Source organism: Paenibacillus sp. 01T442, from assembly GCF_056398345.1.
Map to the genome: position 1 here is coordinate 62,220 of NZ_JBFTPF010000004.1, position 23,278 is coordinate 85,497.

Annotated in this window: 19 protein-coding genes and 1 pseudogene; 11 read left to right on the top strand and 9 right to left on the bottom strand. The window is 48.2% G+C overall.

Annotation, left to right across the window (positions count from 1 at the left end; all coding sequences use genetic code 11):
* Window positions 1-231: 231 nt before the first annotated feature.
* From AC1DLM_RS05810 to AC1DLM_RS05825, 4 genes are read right to left on the bottom strand one after another with little or no spacing between them, the layout of a single operon-like run.
* Window positions 232-783, bottom strand: a complete 552-nt coding sequence (locus AC1DLM_RS05810; RefSeq protein WP_441989346.1) for a D-glycero-alpha-D-manno-heptose-1,7-bisphosphate 7-phosphatase — start codon at window positions 781-783, stop codon at window positions 232-234.
* Complete coding sequence (locus AC1DLM_RS05815; RefSeq protein ID WP_441989347.1) at window positions 780-1,484, bottom strand: nucleotidyltransferase family protein; 705 nt, start codon at window positions 1,482-1,484, stop codon at window positions 780-782. The genes AC1DLM_RS05810 and AC1DLM_RS05815 overlap by 4 nt, the downstream gene beginning before the upstream one ends.
* A 4-nt stretch (window positions 1,485-1,488) precedes the next feature.
* The gene (locus AC1DLM_RS05820; RefSeq protein ID WP_441989348.1) at window positions 1,489-2,073 is read right to left on the bottom strand and encodes a D-sedoheptulose-7-phosphate isomerase; all 585 of its coding nucleotides are present in this window, start codon (window positions 2,071-2,073) and stop codon (window positions 1,489-1,491) included.
* Between the two features lie 2 nt (window positions 2,074-2,075).
* Window positions 2,076-3,101 carry a GHMP family kinase ATP-binding protein gene (locus tag AC1DLM_RS05825; protein WP_477569398.1) on the bottom strand — a complete coding sequence of 342 codons (1,026 nt, stop codon included), beginning with the start codon at window positions 3,099-3,101 and terminating at the stop codon, window positions 2,076-2,078.
* A gap of 425 nt (window positions 3,102-3,526) precedes the next feature.
* Between AC1DLM_RS05825 and AC1DLM_RS05830 the strand changes: the two genes are divergently transcribed.
* Window positions 3,527-5,449 carry a glycosyltransferase gene (locus tag AC1DLM_RS05830; protein ID WP_441989350.1) on the top strand — a complete coding sequence of 641 codons (1,923 nt, stop codon included), beginning with the start codon at window positions 3,527-3,529 and terminating at the stop codon, window positions 5,447-5,449.
* Window positions 5,450-5,612: 163 nt separating this feature from the next.
* Here AC1DLM_RS05830 and AC1DLM_RS05835 read toward each other — a convergent pair whose 3' ends face one another.
* Together AC1DLM_RS05835 and AC1DLM_RS05840 are read right to left on the bottom strand one after the other, a co-directional pair.
* A complete protein-coding gene (locus AC1DLM_RS05835) occupies window positions 5,613-6,623 on the bottom strand; it encodes a glycosyltransferase (protein ID WP_441989351.1) in 1,011 nt (336 codons plus the stop codon).
* Between the two features lie 231 nt (window positions 6,624-6,854).
* The gene (locus AC1DLM_RS05840; RefSeq protein WP_441989352.1) at window positions 6,855-7,151 is read right to left on the bottom strand and encodes an ArsR/SmtB family transcription factor; all 297 of its coding nucleotides are present in this window, start codon (window positions 7,149-7,151) and stop codon (window positions 6,855-6,857) included.
* A 187-nt stretch (window positions 7,152-7,338) separates the two neighbouring features.
* Between AC1DLM_RS05840 and AC1DLM_RS05845 the strand changes: the two genes are divergently transcribed.
* On the top strand, window positions 7,339-8,472 hold the full coding sequence (locus AC1DLM_RS05845; RefSeq protein WP_477569399.1) for an NADH:flavin oxidoreductase: 1,134 nt from the start codon (window positions 7,339-7,341) through the stop codon (window positions 8,470-8,472).
* A gap of 100 nt (window positions 8,473-8,572) precedes the next feature.
* On the opposite strand, the pseudogene AC1DLM_RS05850 reads toward AC1DLM_RS05845, so the two are convergent.
* Window positions 8,573-9,145: pseudogene (locus AC1DLM_RS05850) on the bottom strand (AbfB domain-containing protein); the annotation flags it as partial.
* 619 nt (window positions 9,146-9,764) lie between these two features.
* Between AC1DLM_RS05850 and AC1DLM_RS05855 the strand changes: the two are divergent.
* Complete coding sequence (locus AC1DLM_RS05855; protein WP_477569400.1) at window positions 9,765-13,055, top strand: OmpL47-type beta-barrel domain-containing protein; 3,291 nt, start codon at window positions 9,765-9,767, stop codon at window positions 13,053-13,055.
* Here AC1DLM_RS05855 and AC1DLM_RS05860 read toward each other — a convergent pair.
* The gene (locus AC1DLM_RS05860; RefSeq protein ID WP_441989355.1) at window positions 13,045-13,257 is read right to left on the bottom strand and encodes a hypothetical protein; all 213 of its coding nucleotides are present in this window, start codon (window positions 13,255-13,257) and stop codon (window positions 13,045-13,047) included. The genes AC1DLM_RS05855 and AC1DLM_RS05860 overlap by 11 nt on opposite strands.
* A gap of 336 nt (window positions 13,258-13,593) precedes the next feature.
* Here AC1DLM_RS05860 and AC1DLM_RS05865 point away from each other — a divergent pair, with 336 nt between their 5' ends.
* The 3 genes from AC1DLM_RS05865 to AC1DLM_RS05875 all read left to right on the top strand — a co-directional run bounded on the left by AC1DLM_RS05865 (window position 13,594) and on the right by AC1DLM_RS05875 (window position 16,096).
* The gene (locus AC1DLM_RS05865; protein ID WP_441989356.1) at window positions 13,594-14,802 is read left to right on the top strand and encodes a multidrug effflux MFS transporter; all 1,209 of its coding nucleotides are present in this window, start codon (window positions 13,594-13,596) and stop codon (window positions 14,800-14,802) included.
* 99 nt (window positions 14,803-14,901) lie between these two features.
* Complete coding sequence (locus AC1DLM_RS05870; protein WP_441989357.1) at window positions 14,902-15,750, top strand: hypothetical protein; 849 nt, start codon at window positions 14,902-14,904, stop codon at window positions 15,748-15,750.
* Window positions 15,751-15,937: 187 nt separating this feature from the next.
* On the top strand, window positions 15,938-16,096 hold the full coding sequence (locus AC1DLM_RS05875; protein WP_441989358.1) for a hypothetical protein: 159 nt from the start codon (window positions 15,938-15,940) through the stop codon (window positions 16,094-16,096).
* Window positions 16,097-16,815: 719 nt separating this feature from the next.
* Here the strand turns inward: AC1DLM_RS05875 and AC1DLM_RS05880 are convergent.
* Window positions 16,816-17,760 (bottom strand): DNA-3-methyladenine glycosylase family protein, encoded by a 945-nt coding sequence (locus AC1DLM_RS05880; protein WP_477569401.1) that lies wholly within the window; start codon window positions 17,758-17,760, stop codon window positions 16,816-16,818.
* Window positions 17,761-17,913: 153 nt separating this feature from the next.
* On the opposite strand from AC1DLM_RS05880, the gene AC1DLM_RS05885 reads away from it, so the two are divergent.
* From AC1DLM_RS05885 to AC1DLM_RS05905, 5 genes are all read left to right on the top strand, one after another.
* Window positions 17,914-18,456: a bifunctional transcriptional activator/DNA repair enzyme AdaA gene (locus tag AC1DLM_RS05885; protein ID WP_441989360.1), complete on the top strand. Its 543-nt coding sequence runs from the start codon at window positions 17,914-17,916 to the stop codon at window positions 18,454-18,456.
* A gap of 30 nt (window positions 18,457-18,486) precedes the next feature.
* Complete coding sequence (locus AC1DLM_RS05890) at window positions 18,487-19,050, top strand: methylated-DNA--[protein]-cysteine S-methyltransferase (RefSeq protein ID WP_477569402.1); 564 nt, start codon at window positions 18,487-18,489, stop codon at window positions 19,048-19,050.
* A 300-nt stretch (window positions 19,051-19,350) separates the two neighbouring features.
* Window positions 19,351-21,006, top strand: coding sequence for a spore germination protein (locus AC1DLM_RS05895; RefSeq protein WP_477569469.1), 1,656 nt, complete (start codon window positions 19,351-19,353; stop codon window positions 21,004-21,006).
* Window positions 20,954-22,069, top strand: coding sequence for a GerAB/ArcD/ProY family transporter (locus AC1DLM_RS05900; protein WP_477569403.1), 1,116 nt, complete (start codon window positions 20,954-20,956; stop codon window positions 22,067-22,069). Before AC1DLM_RS05895 ends, AC1DLM_RS05900 begins: the two co-directional genes overlap by 53 nt.
* Window positions 22,050-23,267 carry a Ger(x)C family spore germination protein gene (locus AC1DLM_RS05905; protein WP_477569404.1) on the top strand — a complete coding sequence of 406 codons (1,218 nt, stop codon included), beginning with the start codon at window positions 22,050-22,052 and terminating at the stop codon, window positions 23,265-23,267. Before AC1DLM_RS05900 ends, AC1DLM_RS05905 begins: the two co-directional genes overlap by 20 nt.
* The last annotated feature ends 11 nt before the right edge of the window (window positions 23,268-23,278 follow it).

Consider the following 23,278-nt stretch of genomic DNA (forward strand, 5'->3'; position numbering starts at 1 on the left):
CCTGTCGGCCGTCGCGGGCTAGCGCACAAATATTGTGCGGAAGGGAAGTATCCCCGTCGGCCGTCGCGCGCTAGCGCACAAAAATTGTGCGGAAGGGAAGTATCCCCGTAGGCAGTCGCGGGATAGCGCACAAATATTGTGCGGAAGGGAAGTATCTCCGTCGGCAGTCGCGGGATAGCGCACAAATATCAAAATGGGCGGCGCATGCCGCCTTTTTTCACATGTGATGGCTTATTTACATGTTCCGAAAAAACGCTCAGCCGCCTCTCCTACATGCTTCACAGTAAACGTAGCCGCGGTAACTGAACTTGCCTCACCGTTGCGAATTAATATCGTGGTTCCGACTCCAGCGCGCAAACCTGCTTCGATGTCACTCTCTTTATCACCTATGATCACCGATGAGGCAAGATCCAACTGAAACTCTCGCATAGCTTGCAGAATCATACCCGGATTAGGCTTTCGGCAACAGGCATCTTGTTTGTATTCGCCAATGCCATGTACCGGGTGATAAGGACAAAAATATACGTTAGCGATCCGGATTCCATGTGCCTCGAATTGCTCCGTCATCCATGCCGTTAACGCCATAAAGTCGTGCTCCGTGTAAAATCCCCGCCCAATCCCCGCTTGGTTGGTTACGATGATGAGTAGAAATCCAGCATGCTGGAAACGTAAGAGTGTTTCGAATATCCCCTTGCTAAACTCGAAATCCTCTACTTTGTAAACATAAGATTTATCAAGGTTAATGACACCATCCCGGTCAAGCAAAAGCGCCTTCGGTCTCATCCGTCCCGACCTCCGGAGCCAAGCTCAGACTTCGCACGCTCATAGTCTTCCGGAATGCCGATATCGATAAAATAACCTTCACTCAGGAAGCCATACAGGTTAAGCTTCTGTGCACCAGGATTTCCTAGAAATTTTTCAAAAGAAAATGGGGCGGACAGATGGAACGGATCCCATAAATCGGTACGAGCTACGTAGACACCACCATTAATCAAGCCAGATTCGCACATCCGCTTCTCCTGAAAGCTGAGCACCCTACAGTCCGAACTTACGATAACGGCACCGTATCGGTCAAATTGTTTCATCGGCTTAAGTGAAAGCGTCAAGTCTGCAGCGCGGTCACTATGAAACTGCATCAACTGCGGGATATCGACGTGGAACATCGTGTCTCCATTTACTAACAGCACCTGATCGCTGGCAATCTGAGTCATCGCCTTCTTCAGTGCTCCTCCGGTTCCTAGCGGTTCTTCTTCCACCGAATAGGCGATTCTTATTTCTCCGAAGCTATGGCCGAAATAGGAGCTAATGGCTTCATGTTTGTATCCAACCGCCAGGATCACCCTGCGAACCCCTTGCCTCTCCAATCGCTCGAGAATATATTGAAGAAATGGTTTGCCCCCTACGGGAGCCATCGGTTTGGGTAAATCCCATATAACTCCCCGCAAACGTGTCCCCAGCCCGCCAGCTAAAATGATGGCTTCCATAGGGTTAAAATCCTTTGCCAAATATGGATTCTTCTACGATCGCGCACAAAATATGGCCAATCAGAATATGCGCTTCTTGAATTCTCGGGGTTTCTTGGGAGGGTATCCGTATGCAGATATCGCAGAGGGCAGCCATACGGCCTCCTGACTCACCAGTTAATCCAATTGTCGTGATGCCCATAGCACGGCACATTTCTAAACCTCTGATCACATTKGGCGAGTTACCGGATGTGGAAATGCCAATAAATATGTCTCCACGTTGGCCGTTAGCTTGAATTTGCCGTGCAAACAACTGCTCATATCCGTAGTCGTTACCAATTGCAGTAAGAATGGAGGTATCCGTCGTAAGCGCGATGCAAGGCAGGCCGGGACGGTCGAAATAAAAGCGACTGACGAATTCGCCTGCAATATGCTGGGCATCGGCCGCACTTCCTCCATTACCGCCGAGCATTATTTTATTACCGTTTCGGTAAACCTCGATCATTTTTCTTGCTGCCTGCTCAATTAAACGAAGTAGATCGCTATCTTTTGAAATCGCCCTTTTAATCTCCATCGCCCGTAAAATTTCGCTGCTAATATACGCTTTCAAACTTATACCCTCCATCCTTGCGTTCCGCTCTTTGTAAAATGGAATTGAAATACTTTACCTCCTAATTCGTTCAAGCGATGTACAACCTGTATGCGTTTGACGGGATCCACGATAAACATCATAAATCCGCCACCCCCTGCTCCAGATACCTTGCCTGCTAGTGCACCGGCATTCATCGCCGTATCATATATGAAGTCAATTCGTTCGTTCGTAATAGAGGTGGCCATCTTTTTTTTGGCACTCCAGGATTTTCCCAAGTGCTCAGCAAACTTGTTGATTTCACCCTTTAATATACATTCCTTAATCGAGTAAGCCTCCGCTTTCAAGGTATGGGTTGCTTTTAGGGTGGACTGTTTGTTATTCCGTGTATTGCGGACTTGTTCGTCAATGATCTTGGCAGATTCCCTTGATGCTCCTGTGTAATATAAAATCATAGAGCTTTCCAACTCACTGATAATCCAGTTTTTTATCCGAAGTGGGTTCACAATGACCCGATTATTTTCATAAAACTCAATAAAGTTGAATCCACCAAAGGTGGCTGCATATTGATCCTGCTTACCGCCACCCCATCCGACATCGATACGCTCAATGTCATAGGCTAGTTGAGCAATTTCATACTCCCCGAGCGGCAGATTAAGCCATTCTACATAAGCCTTCAGCATAGCGACCACCATCGTGGATGATGAACCGAGACCAGATCCTGCGGGAGCGTCAGAATAGGTGGTCATCCGAAAAGAGAGTGGCTCGTCCTGCCTAAACTGTTTAACAATCCGGTTATACACGCCTTTATGCAAGCTTAGACGGCCATCCAACTCTAGTTCTGGGAGAGGGACCGTGGTGAATTCTTCATTGAGATCCGCAGCGACAAAAGTAAGGTTACCTTCATCGAGGACCTCAATCGTGCAATAAGCGTATAAATCAATCGTCGCATTCAGTACGCATCCTCCGAATAAGTCGCAGTAGGGCGACACATCCGTTCCGCCTCCGGCTAGCCCCAATCTTAAAGGAGCTTTAGATCTGATGATCATGTGCTTCCTCCGTTCCATGTTGTCCAATATACTTCATAACCAATTCAGCATATGTTTGAATAAGACAACTTGTATGGACGTATGGCGCAGCGTCGAATATTTTCCACCCTTCGTACTTTTTGAAAATAAACGTTTGTCCCATTCAGACCTTTTACAGAGGGAATAGTATAGCTATGTGATAATGAAGTGTGCCGGGAGGTGTTGTGGTGAAGCTAAAGGCTAGGAGAACGAAGAGAAAGATATTGGGGTCTATACGCGTGCGTAAGCTCCGTAGATCTAAACCAGGCCGGCGTCTAGTGCTCAAACGTGGGAAATCCGTACGTTCAAGGTGGAAGAATCGGAGAAAACGGTCAGTTATGAAGCTTTATAAACGCAACAGGAACCGACGGTTCAAAGGTCGCCGGATCCATAAAGGATTGCGACTCGTGAATAGGCTGGTGGTACCGAGCTCATCTCAGCCATTGGTCAGTATAATTATTCCGGTCTACAACAAATGGCGTTTTACTTACAAATGTTTGATGTCCATCGTTCAGCATACACATGGAATTCCTTATGAGATCATCGTGATGGATGATCGGTCAAACGACTTAACAGCCCGTATCGGACATTATGTCAAAGGAGTCACTGTCATTCGCAACAAGGTGAAGAGGGGATTTCTTCATAACTGCAATCATGGGGCAGCGATTTCCAAAGGAAAGTATGTATTGTTTTTAAATAACGATACGATCGTGACTCCCGGTTGGTTGGCACATCTGTTGTCTTTACCCGAGCAAGATCCAACCATTGGAATTATAGGGTCTAAGTTGATATATCCGGATGGGAGACTTCAGGAGGCCGGCGGTATTGTCTTTAATAACGGGTATGCAAGGAATTACGGTCGATTAGATAGTCCAGACAAACATGAATATAATTATGTTAAGGAAGTGGATTATATCTCAGGGGCATCGATCATGATTCGTAAAGAGGTATGGAATCGAATAGGTGGTTTTGATCAGCATTTCGCACCTGCTTACTCAGAGGATGTGGACATTGCATTTAAAGCAAGACAACATGGGTTCAAAGTTATCTACCAACCCAAATCTGTTGTCGTACACTATGAGGGCGTATCCCACGGCACAGACCTTAACACAGGGATAAAGAAATATCAGGTGATTAACCAGCAGAAATTTAGAGAAAAATGGGCGGGCGTACTGCAGCGGGATCAACTTGCTGATGGTGAGCACCTCTTCTGGGCGAGAGAACGCTCAAGGAGTAAAAAAACCATCCTGGTTATTGATTACGGCGTTCCAAGTTTCGACAAAGATGCGGGCAGCCGAACGACATTTATGTATCTGAAACTATTTGTGGACATGGGCTTTAATGTCAAATTCTTACCAGATAACTTCATCAAACCGGAGCCTTATGGCACAGAACTAGAACAGCTTGGCATTGAGATCCTTTACGGACCGCAAGATCGTGGGTATTACGAGCACTGGATTGTTAGGCACAATGAATACATTGATTATGTTCTTTTGAACCGGCCCAACATTTCACATCACTATATGGATCTAATCAAGACTTATACCCGTGCAAAAATTCTGTATTATGGTCATGATATGCATTATGTCCGAGAGCTGAGGCGATTCGGTTTGGAGAACAACCGCGAACTGCTGCAAGCCTCCGAGTTCATTAAAAAGCTGGAGTTCGACATGTTCAGCAAAGCGGATACGGTTCTGACCTGCAGCGACTCGGAAAAACGAATTATCGAAGGGAATTTTCCAAATAAACAAACGGTATTACTTCCAGCCTACTACTTTGATCATACGATACCGACAACAAGGCAATGGAGTGAACGCAATGGTCTGCTCTTTGTTGGCGGCTTCAACCACAGCCCTAACACCGACGGTATGTTGTGGTTTTGTCGCGATATTCTGCCTATTGTCCAACAAGCGATTCCACATATACACGTATTCATCGCCGGTTCCAATCCACCGCCCGCTGTAGTAGGCTTACAATCGGATCGGATTACTGTCACCGGATTTATACCAGATCATGAACTAAAACAACTGTATGGGAATACGAAGATTGCCGTCATTCCACTTCGGTACGGTGCAGGCGTGAAAGGCAAAACGGTGGAAGCTATGCGCCATCATATGCCATTAGTTACGACCAGCACGGGGATAGAAGGGCTCAAGAATATTAGGCAGATTATTGAACCTGTGAACGCCCCTCATGCATTTGCTGAACAAATTATCCAGTTATACAACAATGACAGTCTATTAGCGCATAAGGCCGAACAAAGTAGGATGTACGTGGAAACTTACTTCTCCAGAGCAAAAGCCTTAGAGAGTATGAGGTCAGCCTTATAGTGCAGGAAAAACGTAGAGAAATAAAATAAACGGCTACGCCGTCCTCTTAGGACGAGAGCGTTTATGGAGAAATATAGCCGACTTATCTGGTGAAACTTATAAATTCTTATATTTTGATAAAAAGTGACTGAAAGTTTCGACTTTCAGTCACTTTTATCTTTTTTCACATCTTTTTAGCAAAATAACGTTCCATAACAGCTGGATGTTTCCCAGTGAAAGGCTTCGTCACGATGTCATATTCGATTCGACCCACCGATTTTCCTAAATATTGATCGACATCGCGTCGGCGGTTATCATTCGCTTTCACTTGGGTACCGAAAGCATAATGGTAATGGAAGGCTGAAATAGGCTCAGCCCTATTGGGGATTTCCCACATGTAACGTCCGAACAGATGCACTTTGCAGTGATTCTTGGCATCGTCGTATCGTATACCCATATGATTGCGCCACATAAGCCATTTATTGACAGACCAGTGTTCGTCGTTCGGTGCACTTATTCGTATGGTTTGGGGATTCATCCAGAATTGCACCCACGGAAATGAGATAGCATCTGCTTCTTTCTGGGCCATAAGCCGAGGCAAGGCATCACGGAAGCTATCATCCATGATTTCATCTGCATCGATCGCCATAATCCAATCTCCAATTGCTTGGTCAACCATGAAATTCCTTACGACGGACTCGTTCCAGTCATCGGAGTAGGGTAAGCCCGTCTGCTTAATATGGAATAGCCGAATATTCGCACGGTTTTTCCACTGATTGATGATATTTATACTGTCGTCGGTGCTTCCTCCATCCACAAAAAGAATTTCATCTGCATAGGAAGCGACACTTTCTAGAAACAGCGGGAGGAACTTTTCCTCATTCAAAATCGGCACGATAACCGAAAGCTTGGGTTTCGGTTCTAATAGCGGAGCGTGTGGAACATTCAGCGGTTCATAAACGACAGGAACATTTAATAAAGGAGGAGGCTGCTTGGCCTGGGGAGTCGATCGTAATGATCGGCTTCTTCGCAGGCGTTTTTTAACTTTTCGCAGTAGACGCTTGCGGAGTTTGACAGTTCGCAACGGACGCTTGCGTAATTTGATTCCATTTTTCCTGCGGCTTCTCTTAAGCAGCTTTTGTTTCCGGTTTGGTTTGGCCGTCTTTCTAACTGCCTGCCGGAGAACTTTTTTCATAGAGGACCTCCTTCGCTGTAAGGTGAGCGATCTGTAATCCAACTTAGTATATTCAGGCGTTTCTACCTACGAATGGACGAATAACTACGTATGAGTTTTTGTCTGCCTAATCGCGGCGAAAGAAAGCAGCAGTGGATAGAGAGCAAAGGAGCTAAGCACAAATCTGCTTAGCTCCTTTTATTCAACTATTTACTTTGTCCAATCTACATATAAAATTTCCATCTCATCTAATTATGGTTCGGGGATAGGGTCCTTGGCGTTTTCGTAAGCATGTAGGATCGAATTGAGCAGACCAGGGAATTTTTCTTCTAAATCACCCTTGCGTAATGACAAGAAGCGCTGGGTCCCTTGCACGCGGACGTGAACAACACCAGCTTCACGCATTGTGCGCACATGATGAGACATTGTTGATTTCACGACACTAACATCAATGCCGCCACATGTACACTCTCCTTGTTTGTGGAGATCGGAGACGATAGATAATCGGACGGGATCGCTTAACGCATAGAGGACGGATGAGAGATGCATATCCGCTATGTCTGGGTGAAATAGTACTTTCAGGATGCTTCCTCCTCGTTAACGCTTAGTGATTGCATTTTACCACATTGCGTGCTATATTTCTATTGTTCGATAACAATCGAATTAAAGAAATGATAAGTGCGGGGAACGCATAGTATAAACAAGCCCTACCCCCAAATGAAACGGAGGAACGACCATGTCTACTACCAATACCAATCAAACGACGCAATCCCATTCTGTGGAGGCGTTGTTTCAACCTTTTACACTAGGCAATCTTAAACTTGCGAATCGAGTCGTGATGGCTCCGATGACGCGAGCCTTCTCGCCAGGAGGTGTTCCTGGGCAGGACGTGGTGGATTATTACCGCCGTCGCGCGGAGAATGGCGTTGGTCTTATTATTACCGAAGGAACCCTGATCAATCATCCAGCGGCAACCGACAATCCCAATATCCCTAACTTCCATGGAGAAGAGGCGCTCGCAGGTTGGAAACGTGTTGTCACTGCTGTGCATGAAGCAGGAGGACGTATCGTGCCTCAGCTCTGGCATGTCGGAATGACTCGCGCGAATGGGTCACTTCCGCACCCGGAAGCGCCATCGATTGGACCGTCAGGCCGCACGTTAACGGGTGAACAAGTGAATGAACCGATGACTCAGGCGGAAATCGATCAAGTTGTGCAAGCCTTCGCGCAAGCGGCAGCGGATGCGAAACGGATCGGCTTCGACGGCATCGAGCTTCATGGCGCCCACGGTTACTTGATTGATCAGTTCCTATGGGAGAAAACGAATCAACGCACGGATAAGTACGGTGGTAGTATGATGGCTCGCACGCGATTTGCCGTTGAAATCATTGAAGCTTGCCGCCGCGCAGTAGGGCCAGATTTCCCGATTATTATTAGGCTGTCACAGTGGAAATCGGCTGAATATACAGCCAAACTCGCTGCTACACCTGAATTGCTCGGTCAATTGCTTGCACCACTCGTTGAGGCAGGCGTGGATATATTCCATTGCTCGACCCGCAGATTCTGGGAGCCTGAGTTCGAAGGATCTAACCTCAATTTTGCAGGTTGGGTGAAGCAGTTAACGGGCAAACCTACGATTACAGTAGGATCCGTTGGTTTAGATGATGAATTCTTGGGCTCCTTCAGTGGGAAAAGCTCAGGCACAGCTGACATCAATGAACTGCTTGTTCGCCTAGAGCAGAATGAGTTCGATCTCGTTGCGATTGGGCGCGCGCTGTTGGTTGACCCTGCTTGGGCTGACAAAGTGCGAGGCGGTCGACTCGACGAATTGCTGCCATTCACCGCTGATGCTCTAAAACGTTTATATTAAACGGTCAGACATGTGAAACTCGCTATCTGGCTACAACGAAGCAAGGCAACCGGATGAACCGGCTGCCTTGTTTTTCTTTTTTCCGCTATCAGACAGATGCTCAGTAATTCGTACGCGTAAACGTTGCATCACTTTTCACGGTTGCTGTGCTAGAAGCGTTAATCACTTCGGCTCTCAGTACGTAATTGTAATGACGGATGTAGTACGTAGGCGCGCTATAGGATTGGAACGAGACCTTGCTGCTGTCGGCCCAACCGGCCACAAGGTTGAAGGTGGCATCCTGGTTAAAAGCCGTCGTTCCATCAAATTGTGCAAGAACGATCCCATTACTCGCATTTTTCCGGATAAAATAGCCTGGGAAATTGATGGATTCGAGTGAAACACTAGATGCGTTAGCCAAACCAGGCACCACGCGGAACTGTGAATCCAGAGCCGGTGAAACGTTAGGATCTATGCGAAGCGTATAGTTAGAGTGACGTATGAAGTACGTTGGGAAATTGTACGACGCAAATTTACTATAAACAGTGGCATCGGCCGTGGAAGGCCCGAAGAGACGAACCTCGTATAACGTCGGCGTGTACCAGTTGCTCGGATTGTTAAACAGCACAGCATTTACGAGGTTGATCCGCACATAGCGCGCTGTGAAATGCACCGTATCCGTTGTAAAACCATAGGTGTGGGTTGGCTGACCCTTCCTCCTCCCACAGAATAACTGGAAAACCTCCATCTAAATTCGTGATTTTCGAGGTGTTTGATGAACTAACTGGAAAACATGCAGCTAAATTTGGCCTTTCTCGCCATTTTCACTGAATGGGGTTGAATTAGCTGTACCTTTTCCATCTAAATCTAATTAATGAGGAAAATTGCTTGAAATAACTGGAGAATTTCCATCTAACTTAAGGCGGGGGGAGTGTGGAGATGAGAGTAGATGGAGGTAGGTGTGGTAAGTGGAGATGAGAATAGAAAATGAGTAGGTGGATGAGTGTTGATGAGATTCGAGGGAGGCAGGGGGGGATTGTGGATGAGATTAGGGGAGGCAAGTGGAGCGCGATATTAGGTGGCACAAGTGGAGATTAGATTAGCGGGTAGGCAGGTAGAATCCATACCCTTTTGGAAATCCATCTAGTTCTTTGGCTTTTTGCACAAATTTTCATGTCTTTACAATAAAATAGCAAATTTCGCAATTATCCTATGGTAAAATAAGGTGGTTGTTAGATAGCTTGTCTGTCCGATAAGCAAGCGCTTATGTAGAAAAGATTTTGACTCAGCCAATAAGCTAAGGAGGAATTGTAATGAGTAGGCTCAAAGGATGGAAGACTAGGTTATGGAAGACAACGTTGGCGTTGACAGTAGCAATACCGTTCCAAGTGCTGGCGACAAGCAGCTGGCAGGCCGTGATGGCGGAGGGACCGACAGATCCAGCGCCGTTTATTGAAGCCAAAGTCGTCAACGGGAATGCAGGGAAGAAAGTGCTTTTTGACAATACACATGAGCAGACAGCTGGAGCAGCGGATTGGGTCATTGACGGGGCTTTTTCGGATTTCGGCAATGCGTTAGCGAACAATGGTTATTATGTAAAAGAACTGCGCAAAACGACGCCAATTACGTTGGCCGATTTGAGCGGTTATGATGTGTTCGTGGTAGCAGAGTCCAATGTTCCGTACAAAACAAGTGAGCAAAACGCCCTAGCCCAATATGTGGCGGCAGGCGGCAGTATATTTTTCATCGGTGATCATTACAACGCCGATCGAAACAAAAACCGCTGGGATGGCTCCGAGGTATTCAACGGCTATCGCCGTGGAGCCTGGACGAATCCAGCAGCAGGCATGAGCGCGGAAGAGTCAGCCTCTTCCGCAATGCAAGATGTAGCAAGCTCGGACTGGCTAGCGACACAGTTCGGTCTGCGTTTCCGCTATAACGCCCTCGGCGATATTAATGCGAATAACATCGTAGCGCCTGCGCAAGCTTTTGGGATAACGACAGGTGTCTCCAGTGTGGCGATGCACGCAGGATCTACGCTAGCCATTATTGATCCGACGAAGGCGAAGGGCATTGTGTACTTGCCACAAACGAATGAGGCTTGGGCGAATGCGGTTGATCAAGGTGTGTACAATGGCGGCGGAGTAGCAGAAGGGCCTTACGTGGCTGTTGCCAAAGCAGGCGCAGGTAAGGCAGCTTTCATCGGGGATTCCTCACCGGTCGAGGATGCAACGCCGAAATATGTGCGCGAGGATACAGGCGCGAAGAAGACGACGTATGATGGGTTTAAAGAAGTGGACGACGGCAAGCTGCTCGTCAATATGGTGAACTGGCTTTCGACCAAAGAAAGCTATACCAGCTTCGCTGAAGTAAGCGGCTTGCAGCTGGATCAGCCGACGGCTTTGCTGCCTTTTGAAGCTCCGGCGGCATCGACGGAACCACAGCCAGAGCCTTGGGCAGCACCAAATGCTGGCTACAAATGGTACGACCGCAGCACGTTCAAGGCCGGCTCGTATGGCGGACCTGCAGCTACGGCGAATACGACGTACAGCTTCGTGAAACAAGCGGTCTTGCCGAACGCGGCAGACTTCCCGATCAGAGTCGTTGTGGATAACTTACCGCCATCGACAACCGTCTCGGGCTTCAGTCTTGGTATTTACCTGGTTACCGGTGGGTCACAAATCGCCAAGGTACAAAATGCAGATGGCACGTGGCCAACAGCTTATGCGTATAGCTCCGCTTTTAGCGTAACGGCAGATATCAACGGACACGCGACGAAGGACCTGAATGTACGTGTTGTTCCAGGAACGACAGCGCCAGCGAATCTCAGATTGCGCCTGAATGGCACGAATCTGAAAACCGAAGCCGTCACGCTTGGTAACGTGCCTGCAGAAAACTTGCCGGAAGAGGAAAATCCGATTCCTGCCAAGATTGCCATTTCCGAAGCACGTGCGAAAGCAGCAGGTACGTTGGTGACAGTTGAAGGTGTCGTTACGACAGAGCCGGGTGCTTTTGGCGGGCAAGCCTTCTACTTGCAAGACGCAACAGGCGGCGTGTATGTATTCCAAAGCTTGAGCGGCTTCCACCAAGGGGATACGGTAAAAGTAACAGCTTCAACAGCGCTATTCAACACGGAGTTTGAGCTTGCTGATCCTGTAGAGATTGCCAAAACAGGCGTCGCTGCACTCCCAGCATCCACCCCAGTATCCGCTGTGACAGCGGACAACCAAGGGCAATTGCTCACACTGAATGATGTGACAATCAACAATATCATCACGGCAACGCCGACGGGTTCTTTTGAATTCGACGCTGTCAAAGACGGCGTAAGCAACCACATTCGTGTCGATACACGAACAGGTTTATCTTCAAGCTCTTTCCCTTACTCAGCGGGGCAAAAGGTGACGATTCAAGGTATTGGCGCGATTTTCAAAGGTGTATTCCAATTGAAGCCACGGGGCTTGAGCGATTTCAGCGTCGCTGCTGATACCGCAGCACCAGTAACGACAGCAACCTTTTCAGGTGCACCGAATGCAGCGGGTTGGCTCAAGGATGACGTTACCGTCACATTAACTGCTGTAGATGATCAAGCGGGTGCAGTGACTACGCAATATGGCATCAATGGCGGAACTTCTACGGCATACACAGCGCCAATCTCGATTAGTTTTGAGGGCTCAACAACAGTGAGCTATTTCTCTACGGATGCTGCGGGCAATGTTGAAGCGGCAAAGTCCTTGCAAGTGAAGTTGGATAAAACAGCACCAACAGCGACCCTTACGGAGTCGGGGCATGCCGTCAAGGATGTGACTTATGCGACTTCAGTGACATTCGATTTGGCTGTTAACGATGCCATTTCGGGCGTTGTAGCGCAATCTCTGACCTTGGATGGAAATGCGATTACTAGTGGACAAACGATTGCCGCAGGCAGTTTAGCCGTAGGTGCACACACAGTGGCGTACCTTGTAGCGGATGCTGCAGGGAACACGACAACTGCTTCGCAGACCTTTAATGTGGTTAAACCATTATCGAACGGCGCTCCTGGCCAGCCTGTATTATCCTCCAACAACGGTTATACCGGTTTAAAAGATGGCAGCTACACGATCACGATGAACATGTGGTGGGGGAATAATGGTTCCATTTTCAAACTATACGAGAACGGTGTTCTTATCTCTACAAAAACACTTTCCGATGCCTCCCCAGCGGCTCAAGTCGCCAAAGTGGATGTATCCGGTAAACCAAACGGTACGTACACGTATACAAGTGAACTTATTAATTTATTCGGTACGACAACTAGTCAGCCTATCGTTGTAACGATCACAGAGGCGTCCCCAGGTAAACCAGTCCTATCACAGAATAATTGGGATGGCGATGGCAACTACAATGTGACCATGAACATGTGGTGGGGCACCAACGCAACAGGGTATCGCCTCTACGAAAATGACGTGCTCATTGATGAGAAAAGTTTGCAAGCCGCTTCGCCAAGTGCACAAAGCGCTGTTACAGCCATCGCTGGTCGCGCAAAAGGTGTTTATAAGTATCGTGTCGAGCTGTTCAATGCAGCTGGCGTGACAACGAGCGACGTGGTGAATGTCACGGTTACGAAGTAACCGGAGGACAGAGCTTGAAGGAAAGCCCTTCTGGTCTTAGACCAGAGGGGCTGTTTTCTGTTTCGGCTGAAGGCCTCCAGCTCCCGTCTCCAGCTCCCGTCTCCAGCTCCCGTCTCCAGCTCCCGTCTCCAGCTCCCGTCTCCAGCTCCCGTCTCCAGCTCCCGTCTCCAGCTCCCATCCCCAGATCCACGCCCCAGCCCACTGCTATCCCCTTACTCTCCCGCCAGCCCACCGCCAAGAAAGGGAACGAGAGGACGCTATTTCGCGGAATTAGCTGTGTTTGGCAATATTGGGGAACGAGGGTGCGCTATTTCCGAGAAAAGGGACGCTATTTGCGCCAAAATGGCACAAATAGCGTCCCTACGTTCCCTCCCATTGCCAAAAGCACCGTTTTAGTCGACAATAGCGTACCTAGGTTCCCTTTCACATTCCATCGGGGCTCTTAAGCAGCAGGGCTTCCCTTCAGAATGAACCAACTAGACAAAATCATATCCCAATGGTAGGTTAAATGGATAATTAGGAAAGAATGTGATCGCTTATGTCCATTGCTTCTCAAGCCAAAGAAACAACGAGCGGCAGCCGCTTATGGATGGTGCTGGTGCTCGGTTTACTCGCCTCCTTCGGGCCGCTTTCTCTCGATATGTACCTGCCGGCCCTGCCTGTCATTGCGGGTGATCTCCATACAACAACTTCGCTCGCACAAATGAGCTTAACCGCCTGCATGCTCGGTCTCTCTCTAGGCCAGCTCATTGCTGGATCGGTGAGTGATGTGCGCGGAAGACGCATGCCTTTGTTGGTCGGCCTCCTGATTTATGGCGTCGCCTCCGCACTTTGTATGGTTGCGCCATCGATCTGGGCATTCCTGATCCTGCGCTTTGTGCAGGGGATGGCAGGAGCTGCAGGAATCGTTATTTCCCGAGCGATCGTTCGTGATATGTATGAGGGCGTGGCGTTGACGAAATTTTTTGCACTGCTGATGCTCGTGAATGGTTCAGCTCCTATCCTAGCTCCGATTATCGGCGGCCAGCTGCTGCAATTCACCTCATGGCGCGGTGTATTTCTTGTGCTTAGCTTGATCGGTGTCGTGATGCTCATCATTGTTGTACTTGGGCTAAAAGAAACCCACCCGCCGGAACGCCGCTCCAAAGGCGGGCTTACGAATACCCTGCGCATATTCCGAGGTCTGCTCACGGACCGTTTGTTCATGGGCTATGCGTTAACGCAGGGGCTCATCTTCGCTGGTATGTTCGCCTATATTTCGGGGTCGCCGTTTGTTCTGCAGGATATATTTGATGTTTCTCCCCAAATGTTCAGTGTGATCTTCGCCGTGAATGGGGCTGGCGTCATCCTAGCCGGGCAAATTACGGGACGACTTGCGGGCAAAGTCAGCAATCACCGTTTGCTAGCCGGAGGCTTAGTGATAGCTGTTCTAGGAGGACTGCTGCTGCTCGTGGCAACGCTTAGTGGGGCTGGGCTGATTGTGATATTGCCAGCGTTCTTCCTCATCGTGGCCTGTATTGGTCCTGTTTCGGTTTCAACGTCCTCTTTGGCGCTGCAAAATCAAGGCAAAACAGCCGGCAGCGCCGCAGCCTTGCTGGGCTTAATGACCTTCGTCATCGGCGGTTTAGTAGCACCGCTAGTCGGTCTTGGCGGCAGCCAGACAGCTGTACCTCTAGGCATAATCATCGCCGTCATGGAGCTGGGTGGTGTACTCTGTTTCGTGTTCATGACGCGAGAAAAAGCGTAAGATCGACTCACTTTTTTTAAAAAATTCAAGGATTTTTCACAATTAAGGTTTATACTGAAAGAAGAATTGACCAAATTGTGAAAAAGGTGGCTAACACGGATGAAGCGCATTCATAAAACGTGGATTATCGGCACACTCGCAGCTGGATTATTGATCAGTGGCGGCTTCGTACTTCAGCATAATCAAGCGTTTGCTAACGACACCAACACGACACCAACACCTAAGAAATTTCAGGATAAACATAGCTTTGAGAGGCAGCAAGCACCAAGGGGCGGTTTTGATTTTGGTAAAGGCGGCGGTTTTGGAGGCGTAATCGATTTTTCTTCCATCCTTGGCTTGGATAAAGCGACTCTTAAAGCAGAAATTGATGCGGGCAAAACCCTCGTTCAAATCGCACAGGAGAAAGCCAACCTCAGTGAAGACGCGTTGCTTGCTAAATTGACAGAGGCAGAAACGAAGAAAATCGATACAGCACTTAGCGAGGGCAAAATCAAGCAAGAACAGGCAGATAAGCTCAAAGAAGGACTTGCGGATCGTTTGAAAAAAATGGTAGAAGCCAAACCTCATGCAATGAATTTCGATAAAAAGCCGATGCCTCGCGGCGGCAACATGCCTAACATGCCAATGCCCGGTGGCGTTGGGGTTGCTCCGCACGAAATCGCTGCGATTCTCGGTATAACCGAAGAAGAACTGGCGACTGAGCGTAAAGCAGGGAAGTCCCTTGCCGAGATCGCAGCTGCGAAAGGCCTCACGGAGGATCAGTTGATCGCTAAGCTCAAAGACAGCCTGACAGATGAACTGAAAAACTTCGTCGAACGCAAAGGCGGCGGTGAGCGACCAGTACCACAGCTCCGTGAAGACGGTGGTTCGTTCAAAGGTAAGCCAGGCCACGGTGGGGAGCGCAGACCAGCTCCGTCGACACCGTCAGCAACACCTTCGGCTACGTAATTCGTACTCATGATCGACTTATAGAGATAGCAAAAGGTTGCCACATTCGATTACATCGAGCGATGGCAACCTTTTTCGCGCTGAGTTGGGCGCGATGGAGGGAAGCGGTTAGTTGGCGTGGAAGTTTTTCACAGGAAGATCATGTGGCGAAGGAAGAGAAGAGAAGCTTGAAGGAGGAGTGGCCGATATGGAAGAGCTCATTGGGCATTGTCGCACATGTGAGAAGCCCATTTATTGCAAAATGGGATTTCTGGATGGCGTCGTGCAGGCGGATAAATCGTTAGTATGCTATGAATGCTCGAGTGAGATGCCGAAGGAGAATCTGACTGTGGAGCCGCAAAAGTGAGTGGTTAGTTGAGTTAATTAGTGAGTTCCAGTAAGAACAGATTAACAGTATTAACTATTAACCGTTGATTCACATGCGGAACAACTTAGTTGCTCCAACCGCTGATTCACGGCAGTCTAACTTAGACACGCTAACTGGTGATTCCCGTCAGAACAAATTAGCTTGCTCATAATTCCCAATTCCGATGGACATTTGTTTATGCCTGCTACCGATGCTCCCTTCACTTTCTATTCATTTCAATCTACTCTAATTCACTCTCATGTACTTTAATCCACTCTTCACAGAACTCTCACCCTCACTCTGCAACTTGCACGTGATCAGCACCAAGTTTCTCACCCCCGAACACAATAGAAGTCACCCAACACCTCCTAGCCCCTAAATAGTGCAAGTAATCCATCACTTCCTCCTTCACTCTCCCAACATTGCAATTTACCCAACATTAGATGGAAAAAGTACAGCTATTATTGATATATTTCGCTGAAATAAACATTTAGCTGGATAACATGTAGTTATTTTCAGCTGTTTTACTCAAAATGGTGAAATGTTGACGAATTAGCTACATGAAATACAGTTAAATGGATTTATAACCGAGTTTCGCCGAAATTAGCTACAAAAAATACAGTTATTTCAGCGGCGGCGGAGGCGGGGCGATAGGGATAGCTTAGGCGGGGGGGGTTAACGCGGGCTGCGCCAAGTGCCCAGCCGCGCCCCTACCGCGGCTAATATAAAACCCGCCACAAGTAAAACGTGGCGTAAGCTTCCMAGCCCCGCCAACCCTCCGCGAGCTGGCGGATCTCTTCAAGCGAAGGCTTGGCCTCCAGGCCAAGCACATGCTTCAGCGCGTTATGCAGGCCGACGTCGGCCAACGGGAACGCAGCGGGGTTGCGCAGACAGCGCATCCCCACATAGTTGGCCGTCCAGGGGCCGATGCCGCGAATGCGCAGCAGATCTTTTTCCATGGCTAGGAAATCGCTCATCGCAAGCAGCCCAGCCTTGGATAATGATCCTTCCGCCATGAGATTGGCAACGCCAATGAGGTACTCCGCTTTTTTACCCGTGAATTGTAAAGCGGTTAGATCCTCTGTCGTGAGAGCAGCAATCCGCTCCGGCGTCGGGAACGCCCAATACGTTCGTCCCTCCCAATCTAGCGATGTGCCGAAGGTTTCGACTAGGCGTCTTTTGAGCGTATAGGCGAAAGCCAAGTTAATCTGCTGACCGATTATCCCCCAGCTCATCGCCTCAAACAAATCGGGAATCCCCATCAGACGCAGCCCACGGAATTCCTCCGTCACTTGCTGCAGGATCGGGTCCTCCATCGCATACAATGGCATCAAATCCGTCCCCAAATCAAACCACTCCCACACATAGCGAGCGATATCATCGCGGACCGCAGCGGTTAAACTAGTACCACTATAGTGGACAATTCGGATATGTAGCTCCTCGTCATCCTCACTGTGGACAGCGATAAGCGCGAGGTTATCCCCAACTGGCAGCAGCTTATAGATGCTAGAGTTATCCACAACGAATAGGCATTCATTGGTTGAGCGACTTAAATAACCGATATTTTGCTCATATCGAAAAGGCCCAGGCAGAGCTAGCGAGAGCGTGCTCGATGGTTCGTGCCATTGTAGGCGGGATGGGTCAAAAGCTTGCAGGTGTGGCATCGTTATTCTCCTTATCGGTAGGAAGTCGTTACTTGCATTATCGCCGAGAGCGGCTTTTGTAATCTTGCTTTCTCATCTCGGAGCCCTTACAACCACAGGTCTGTTTGGGTATACTGAGCTTATAAAAGGAACGCAAAGAGAGGGGCATCCGGTATGCAGGAGCGGTATTGGCAAGCCATCGTTGCGAATGATGCGGCGTATGACGGGACGTTTTATTATGCGGTGGCGACGACAGGGATCTTCTGCCGGCCTTCCTGCAAATCGAGACTTCCAAAGCGGGAGCATGTGCGTATTTTTCATCACAGCCAAGCAGCAATGGCAGCAAGTTTCCGTCCTTGTAAAAGGTGTCGGCCTGACGGCATCCGGCTTCCCGATGAGGCATGGGTTGCGGAAATGAAGGCGCATATCGAAGAGCACTTCGCTGAACCGCTGTCGTTAGCGACGCTTTCGGAGCATTTCTATGCGAGTACGTATCATCTGCAAAGGACTTTCAAACGAGTAGCTGGCGTGACGCCGCTTATGTATATCCAAGAGGTCCGGCTTGCAGCAGCAAAAAAGCTTCTAATCACCACGGACATGCCCGTGCAGGTGATCGGGTCACGGGTGGGTATGGCGAATGCTGCGCATTTTGCGACATTGTTTCAGAAGAGAACAGGACTTACGCCGACAGAGTTTCGGCAACAGCCTATGCATTAACGATAACCGAGTTGGGAGGTTGGTTGCAACATGGTGAGAGAAGTTGTGGAAAGTGTGGGTACCCAAACGATTTACTGGGGTGCGGTTCGGGTGCAAGATCGTCATTTCGTGATGGCGGTAACGGATGTAGGGTTGGGTTACTTGCAGTTTCAGAAAGGTGACGCGAGAGATGGCGTTGACGTTGAAGCGTGGCAAGAATTCACCCAATGGGCGAGAAAGATTGGACATCCGAGCGGCTGGATTCAGCAAGCGGATAAGTTAAAGCCTTACATGCTGCAACTGGACGAATATTTGAGTGGGGAGCGAAGAAGTTTTGAACTGCCATTGGATCTGCGGGGGACGGAGTTTCAACAGTCGGTGTGGAGAGCGCTGCACGAAATTGCGCATGGTGAAACGGTGAGTTATTCACAGGTAGCCCAAATGCTAGATAGATCCAGTGCCGTACGTGCGGTTGGCACCGCCATTGGCGCAAATCCTGTGCTTATCGTTGTACCTTGCCATCGCGTCGTAGGGAAGGATGGCGCACTGACGGGCTATCGCGGCGGTTTGGGGAATAAGGAGAAGCTTCTGCATTTGGAGGCGCAGGGGAAGTAGGACGTTGAATTTCTATCCTAAGTAGGAAGGGTTTTTCAACTTTGTGGGAGTTGTTTATTGTCACTTATCGATGACAGTAAGCGGCTCCTATTCGCCGTTATTGATAATAAATTCACTCCCATTCACGCCTCCATGCATAAAATCCCAAATATAGATAAAAATACGGGGAAGGAAATGAATGGGAATAGGAAGCTGAAATCATCTTGAGTGTATGTACAGGGACAGGGGGCGAATTGCGTGACCTTTTGGAGTTGGAATAAGCTACGGACCAAACAAACATCCCAAAGTCAGCATCCTCGTATGATCCCGCTGAAGGATTCACCTGCTCATCAGATTATGGAAGCCAACCATGAGGCGAGTGTCAGCACGCAACTGGAAGCGACGATTACATATGTTCAACAGATACTCGGTGAAAATGACGATTTCATCATACGCCGGTTTTGCATATTTTCCGATAAGCCAGCAGTCGTGATGTATTTCCCTGACTTGATTGATAAACAGTATTTGAACGATCATATTTTGAAGCCACTGATGCTAACGTCTTCTCAAGAATTTGCTAAAGCAGTAAGCCGCCCCATGAAGGAGTTTCTTTTAAATGATATCCTTTATGCGTGTGAAGGAAGAACGGAAACAGGGCTGAATGAGATTATCCAAGCTATCGTTGAAGGGAAAACGGTTCTTCTCGTTGACGGAATAACGGATGCATTTATCTTCAGTACACGCCATGTTGACAAGCGATCGATCACGCAACCAGAAACGGAACAGGTGATCCGTGGCGCAAGGGAAGGCTTTATCGAAATGTTGGGTACGAATCTAGCCCTGCTTCGCTACCGTCTCCCGACGCCGGACTTACGGATAAAAACGATTCGTATAGGACGTATCACCAAATCCAAAGTGGCGCTCTGCTACATTGACGGCATTGTGAATCCTGCACTCGTAGAAGAAGTGTTCAGACGTTTATCGTTGATTGATATTGATGGCATCCTAGACGTTGGATATTTGGAACAGTTTATCGAAGATAACCATTTGTCCCCGTTCCCGCAAATTCAAAACACAGAACGACCGGATAAAGCGGTCGCCAATCTTTTGGAAGGCAGAGTCATCCTGCTTGTTGACGGATCACCGTTTGCCCTCATATTGCCTACGGTATTCAGTCAATTTTATCAAACGGTCGAGGATTACTCAGAGAGGTATCTTCTCGTCAGTTTCATACGGCTGTCACGCTTGGTAGCCCTGGTTTTCTCGCTGATTTTCCCATCGTTATATGTGGCCTTAATTTCGTTTAATCCAGAACTCATCCCTACCGAGTTTGCGGTAGCAGTAGCCGGGGGGAGAGCGGGAGTGCCTTTCCCTTCTGTTATCGAAGTTCTGATCATGGAGATATCCATGGAAGTATTAAGGGAAGCAACACTTCGGCTGCCGCAGCAGGTTGGTGGAGCGCTCTCCATTGTTGGTGTGCTTGTTGTTGGACAGGCAGCGGTTGCGGCAGGATTTATTTCACCGATTACGGTTGTTATCATCGCTTTGACGACGATCGGTTCCTTTGCCACACCGGCTTACAATGCGGCCTTGGCCCTTAGACTGCTGCGCTTTCCACTTGTGATTTTATCTGGCATATTCGGTCTATATGGGGTGATGATCGGGTTGATTCTGATCGCCAACCATATGCTTTCCTTAAAGTCGTTCGGTGTTCCTTACTTAAGCCCGCTAGTCCCAGGTAATTTCCAAGGGATGAAGGATACGCTAGCTCGGCTGCCGCTGTGGTCCATGCCGAAGAGGCCGGCACTTTTACACACACCTAATGACACCCGTCTTGGGAAAATAACAAAAGAAATGAGTGAAGAAGCGCCAAACAACACATTAGACCCTTTGAAAGTCGGAGATACAAGGAGGAACGTAAACGATGGAGCATCCTCGCCAGGTAACAGTGATACAAGCGGCGATCATACTGATTAGTACAATCATTGGGGTGGGGGTGTTAGCCCTCTCGTTATTTGCTGTCAGAGCAGCCGATTCCGGGGCGCCTCTTGTCACTTTGCTAGGCTTTTTGGTTGGTTTGTTAGGACTTTGGTTATTAACCAAGCTTGGGATGCGTTTTCCCACGAAATCTATTATTGAGTACAGCGGGGATCTGATTGGTAAATGGCCGGCGCGTGGATTTAGTGTTTTGATTATCTTGTTCTTTTGCTTGATTACAGCCCTGGCATCACGTGAATTTGGGGAGGTTGTCGTCACTTCCGTTTTAACTAAAACACCCCTAGAGGTGACGGTGATCGTTATGTTGCTGCTAGCGGCTGTTTCTTCTCGCGTAGATATAACGACATTTACATACTTTCACCATTTTTATTTCCCGATCATCGTATTTCCGGGACTAGTTATTGTCGTGCTCTCACTAAAGAATGCACACTTAATTAATCTTCTGCCCCTGTGGGGCAATGAACCAACCGGTATGCCAATGGGAATTCTCACGATGGCTGCTTTATTTCAAGGCTCATTTGTCATGACGATCGTCATACCTGCGATGCGCAGGCCGGAGAAAGCCATGATTGCTGGGTTTATTGGTATGTTAGCAGCTGGGTCCTTTTATATACTTATCGTGATTGCTACCGTTGGCGTCTTCGGAGCTGAGGAAATTAAAAAATTAGTCTGGCCGACACTGGAATTAGCCAAGACGACATCATTGCCCGCCAATATCCTAGAGCGTTTAGACGGTGCATTTCTTGCTGTATGGGTTACCGCAGTGTTTACGACATTGTTGTCTAACTATTATTTAGCCATATATTTCTCAAGCCAGCTTTTGCGTTTGCGAGATCATAAAATGTTCGCCTTCTTGCTTGTTCCCTTTATCTACGTTATTGCGATGTTCTCACAAAATCTGCTGCAGATGTATGAAATCATTCAAGTTGTCGGCCGCTGGGGACTAATCTTCACAGTTGCGTATCCATTTGTCTTATTTGTTGTGGCCATGATTCGAAAGAAAAAAAATCGGGGTGATCAACTTGTGGCAAAATCTGATTAAACAGATTCTTGTTTTCGTGTTGGTTGCCCCTTTGCTTACAGGCTGCTGGGATCGCCTAGAAATCGAAGATCGCGCTGTCGTCCTGGCGATTGGCATTGATAAGGCGAAGCCAGGTGATGAGAAAGAAAGCAGCAATGCTACCCATATTCTGAAACTGGATCCAGAGGCTAACAAGGGACTCATTCGTATCACCGTCCAAATTGCTGTTCCGGGCCGCATTCCGCTAGGTGCAGGGAGCGGATCCGGCAACCCTTCTGGGGAAAAACCGGTTTGGGTGTTGACCAGCGTCGGATATACCATTGATGACGCATTATTGAATCTTCAGCAACAGCTCGCAGATAAGTTGTTTTTTGGCCATTTACGGGTCATCGTGATTTCGGAAGTTGTAGCCAAAAAAGGGATCGAGAATGAAGACGACTTCTTTCGGCGTCAACCTCAGGTCAGAAGAACCGTTTGGATGGTCGTATCCAAAGGAAACGCAGCCGACATCATTAAAGCCAATCCGCAATTAGAGCGCGTTCCGACTTTATATTTGCTCGCTACACTGGAACATTCTAGAGAAAGGGGCACTCTGCCCAACATTTTCTTGGGTGTCTTTTTAAGTGCGAATTCTGCCAAGGGGCAGGAAGGGATGCTTCCTTATTTGGAATTAAAGAAGGAATCGAACATTGAGCTTGCTGGGATGGCCTATTTTAAAAACGATAAAATGGTTGGCGTCACAACACCCTTGCAAATCGGACATTATATGGCGATCAAACAAATCAACCCAKGGGGGTATAGTGTTATTCAGGAAATGCCAGGCTCAAAAACGTTGGTTATTTTTAAATCTACTCACCGAAAGTCGCGAATAACGACAACTATCAAAAATGGAAAAGTGCATACCATCATAAAATGTCAAATCGAAGGGGATTTAACGGAGAAATCGAATGAGAAGGTACTCATTACAAAAGATAATTTGAAGAAGCTGGAGGAGAAAATTCAAGAAGACGCTAACGTGGGATTCGGGAAATTAATTCAGCAGACTCAGAAGGATGGCAGTGACATTTTCGGTTTCGGTGAATATGTGCGCGCGACGCAGCCAGCCTACTGGAACAAGGAAATCAAAACCGAGGAATCATGGCATGATCAATATAAAGAGATGTCCTTCGATGTCACGGTACACGTTAAGATTAGACGAATTGGGACGAAAACCAACTAGGGAAGGATTCG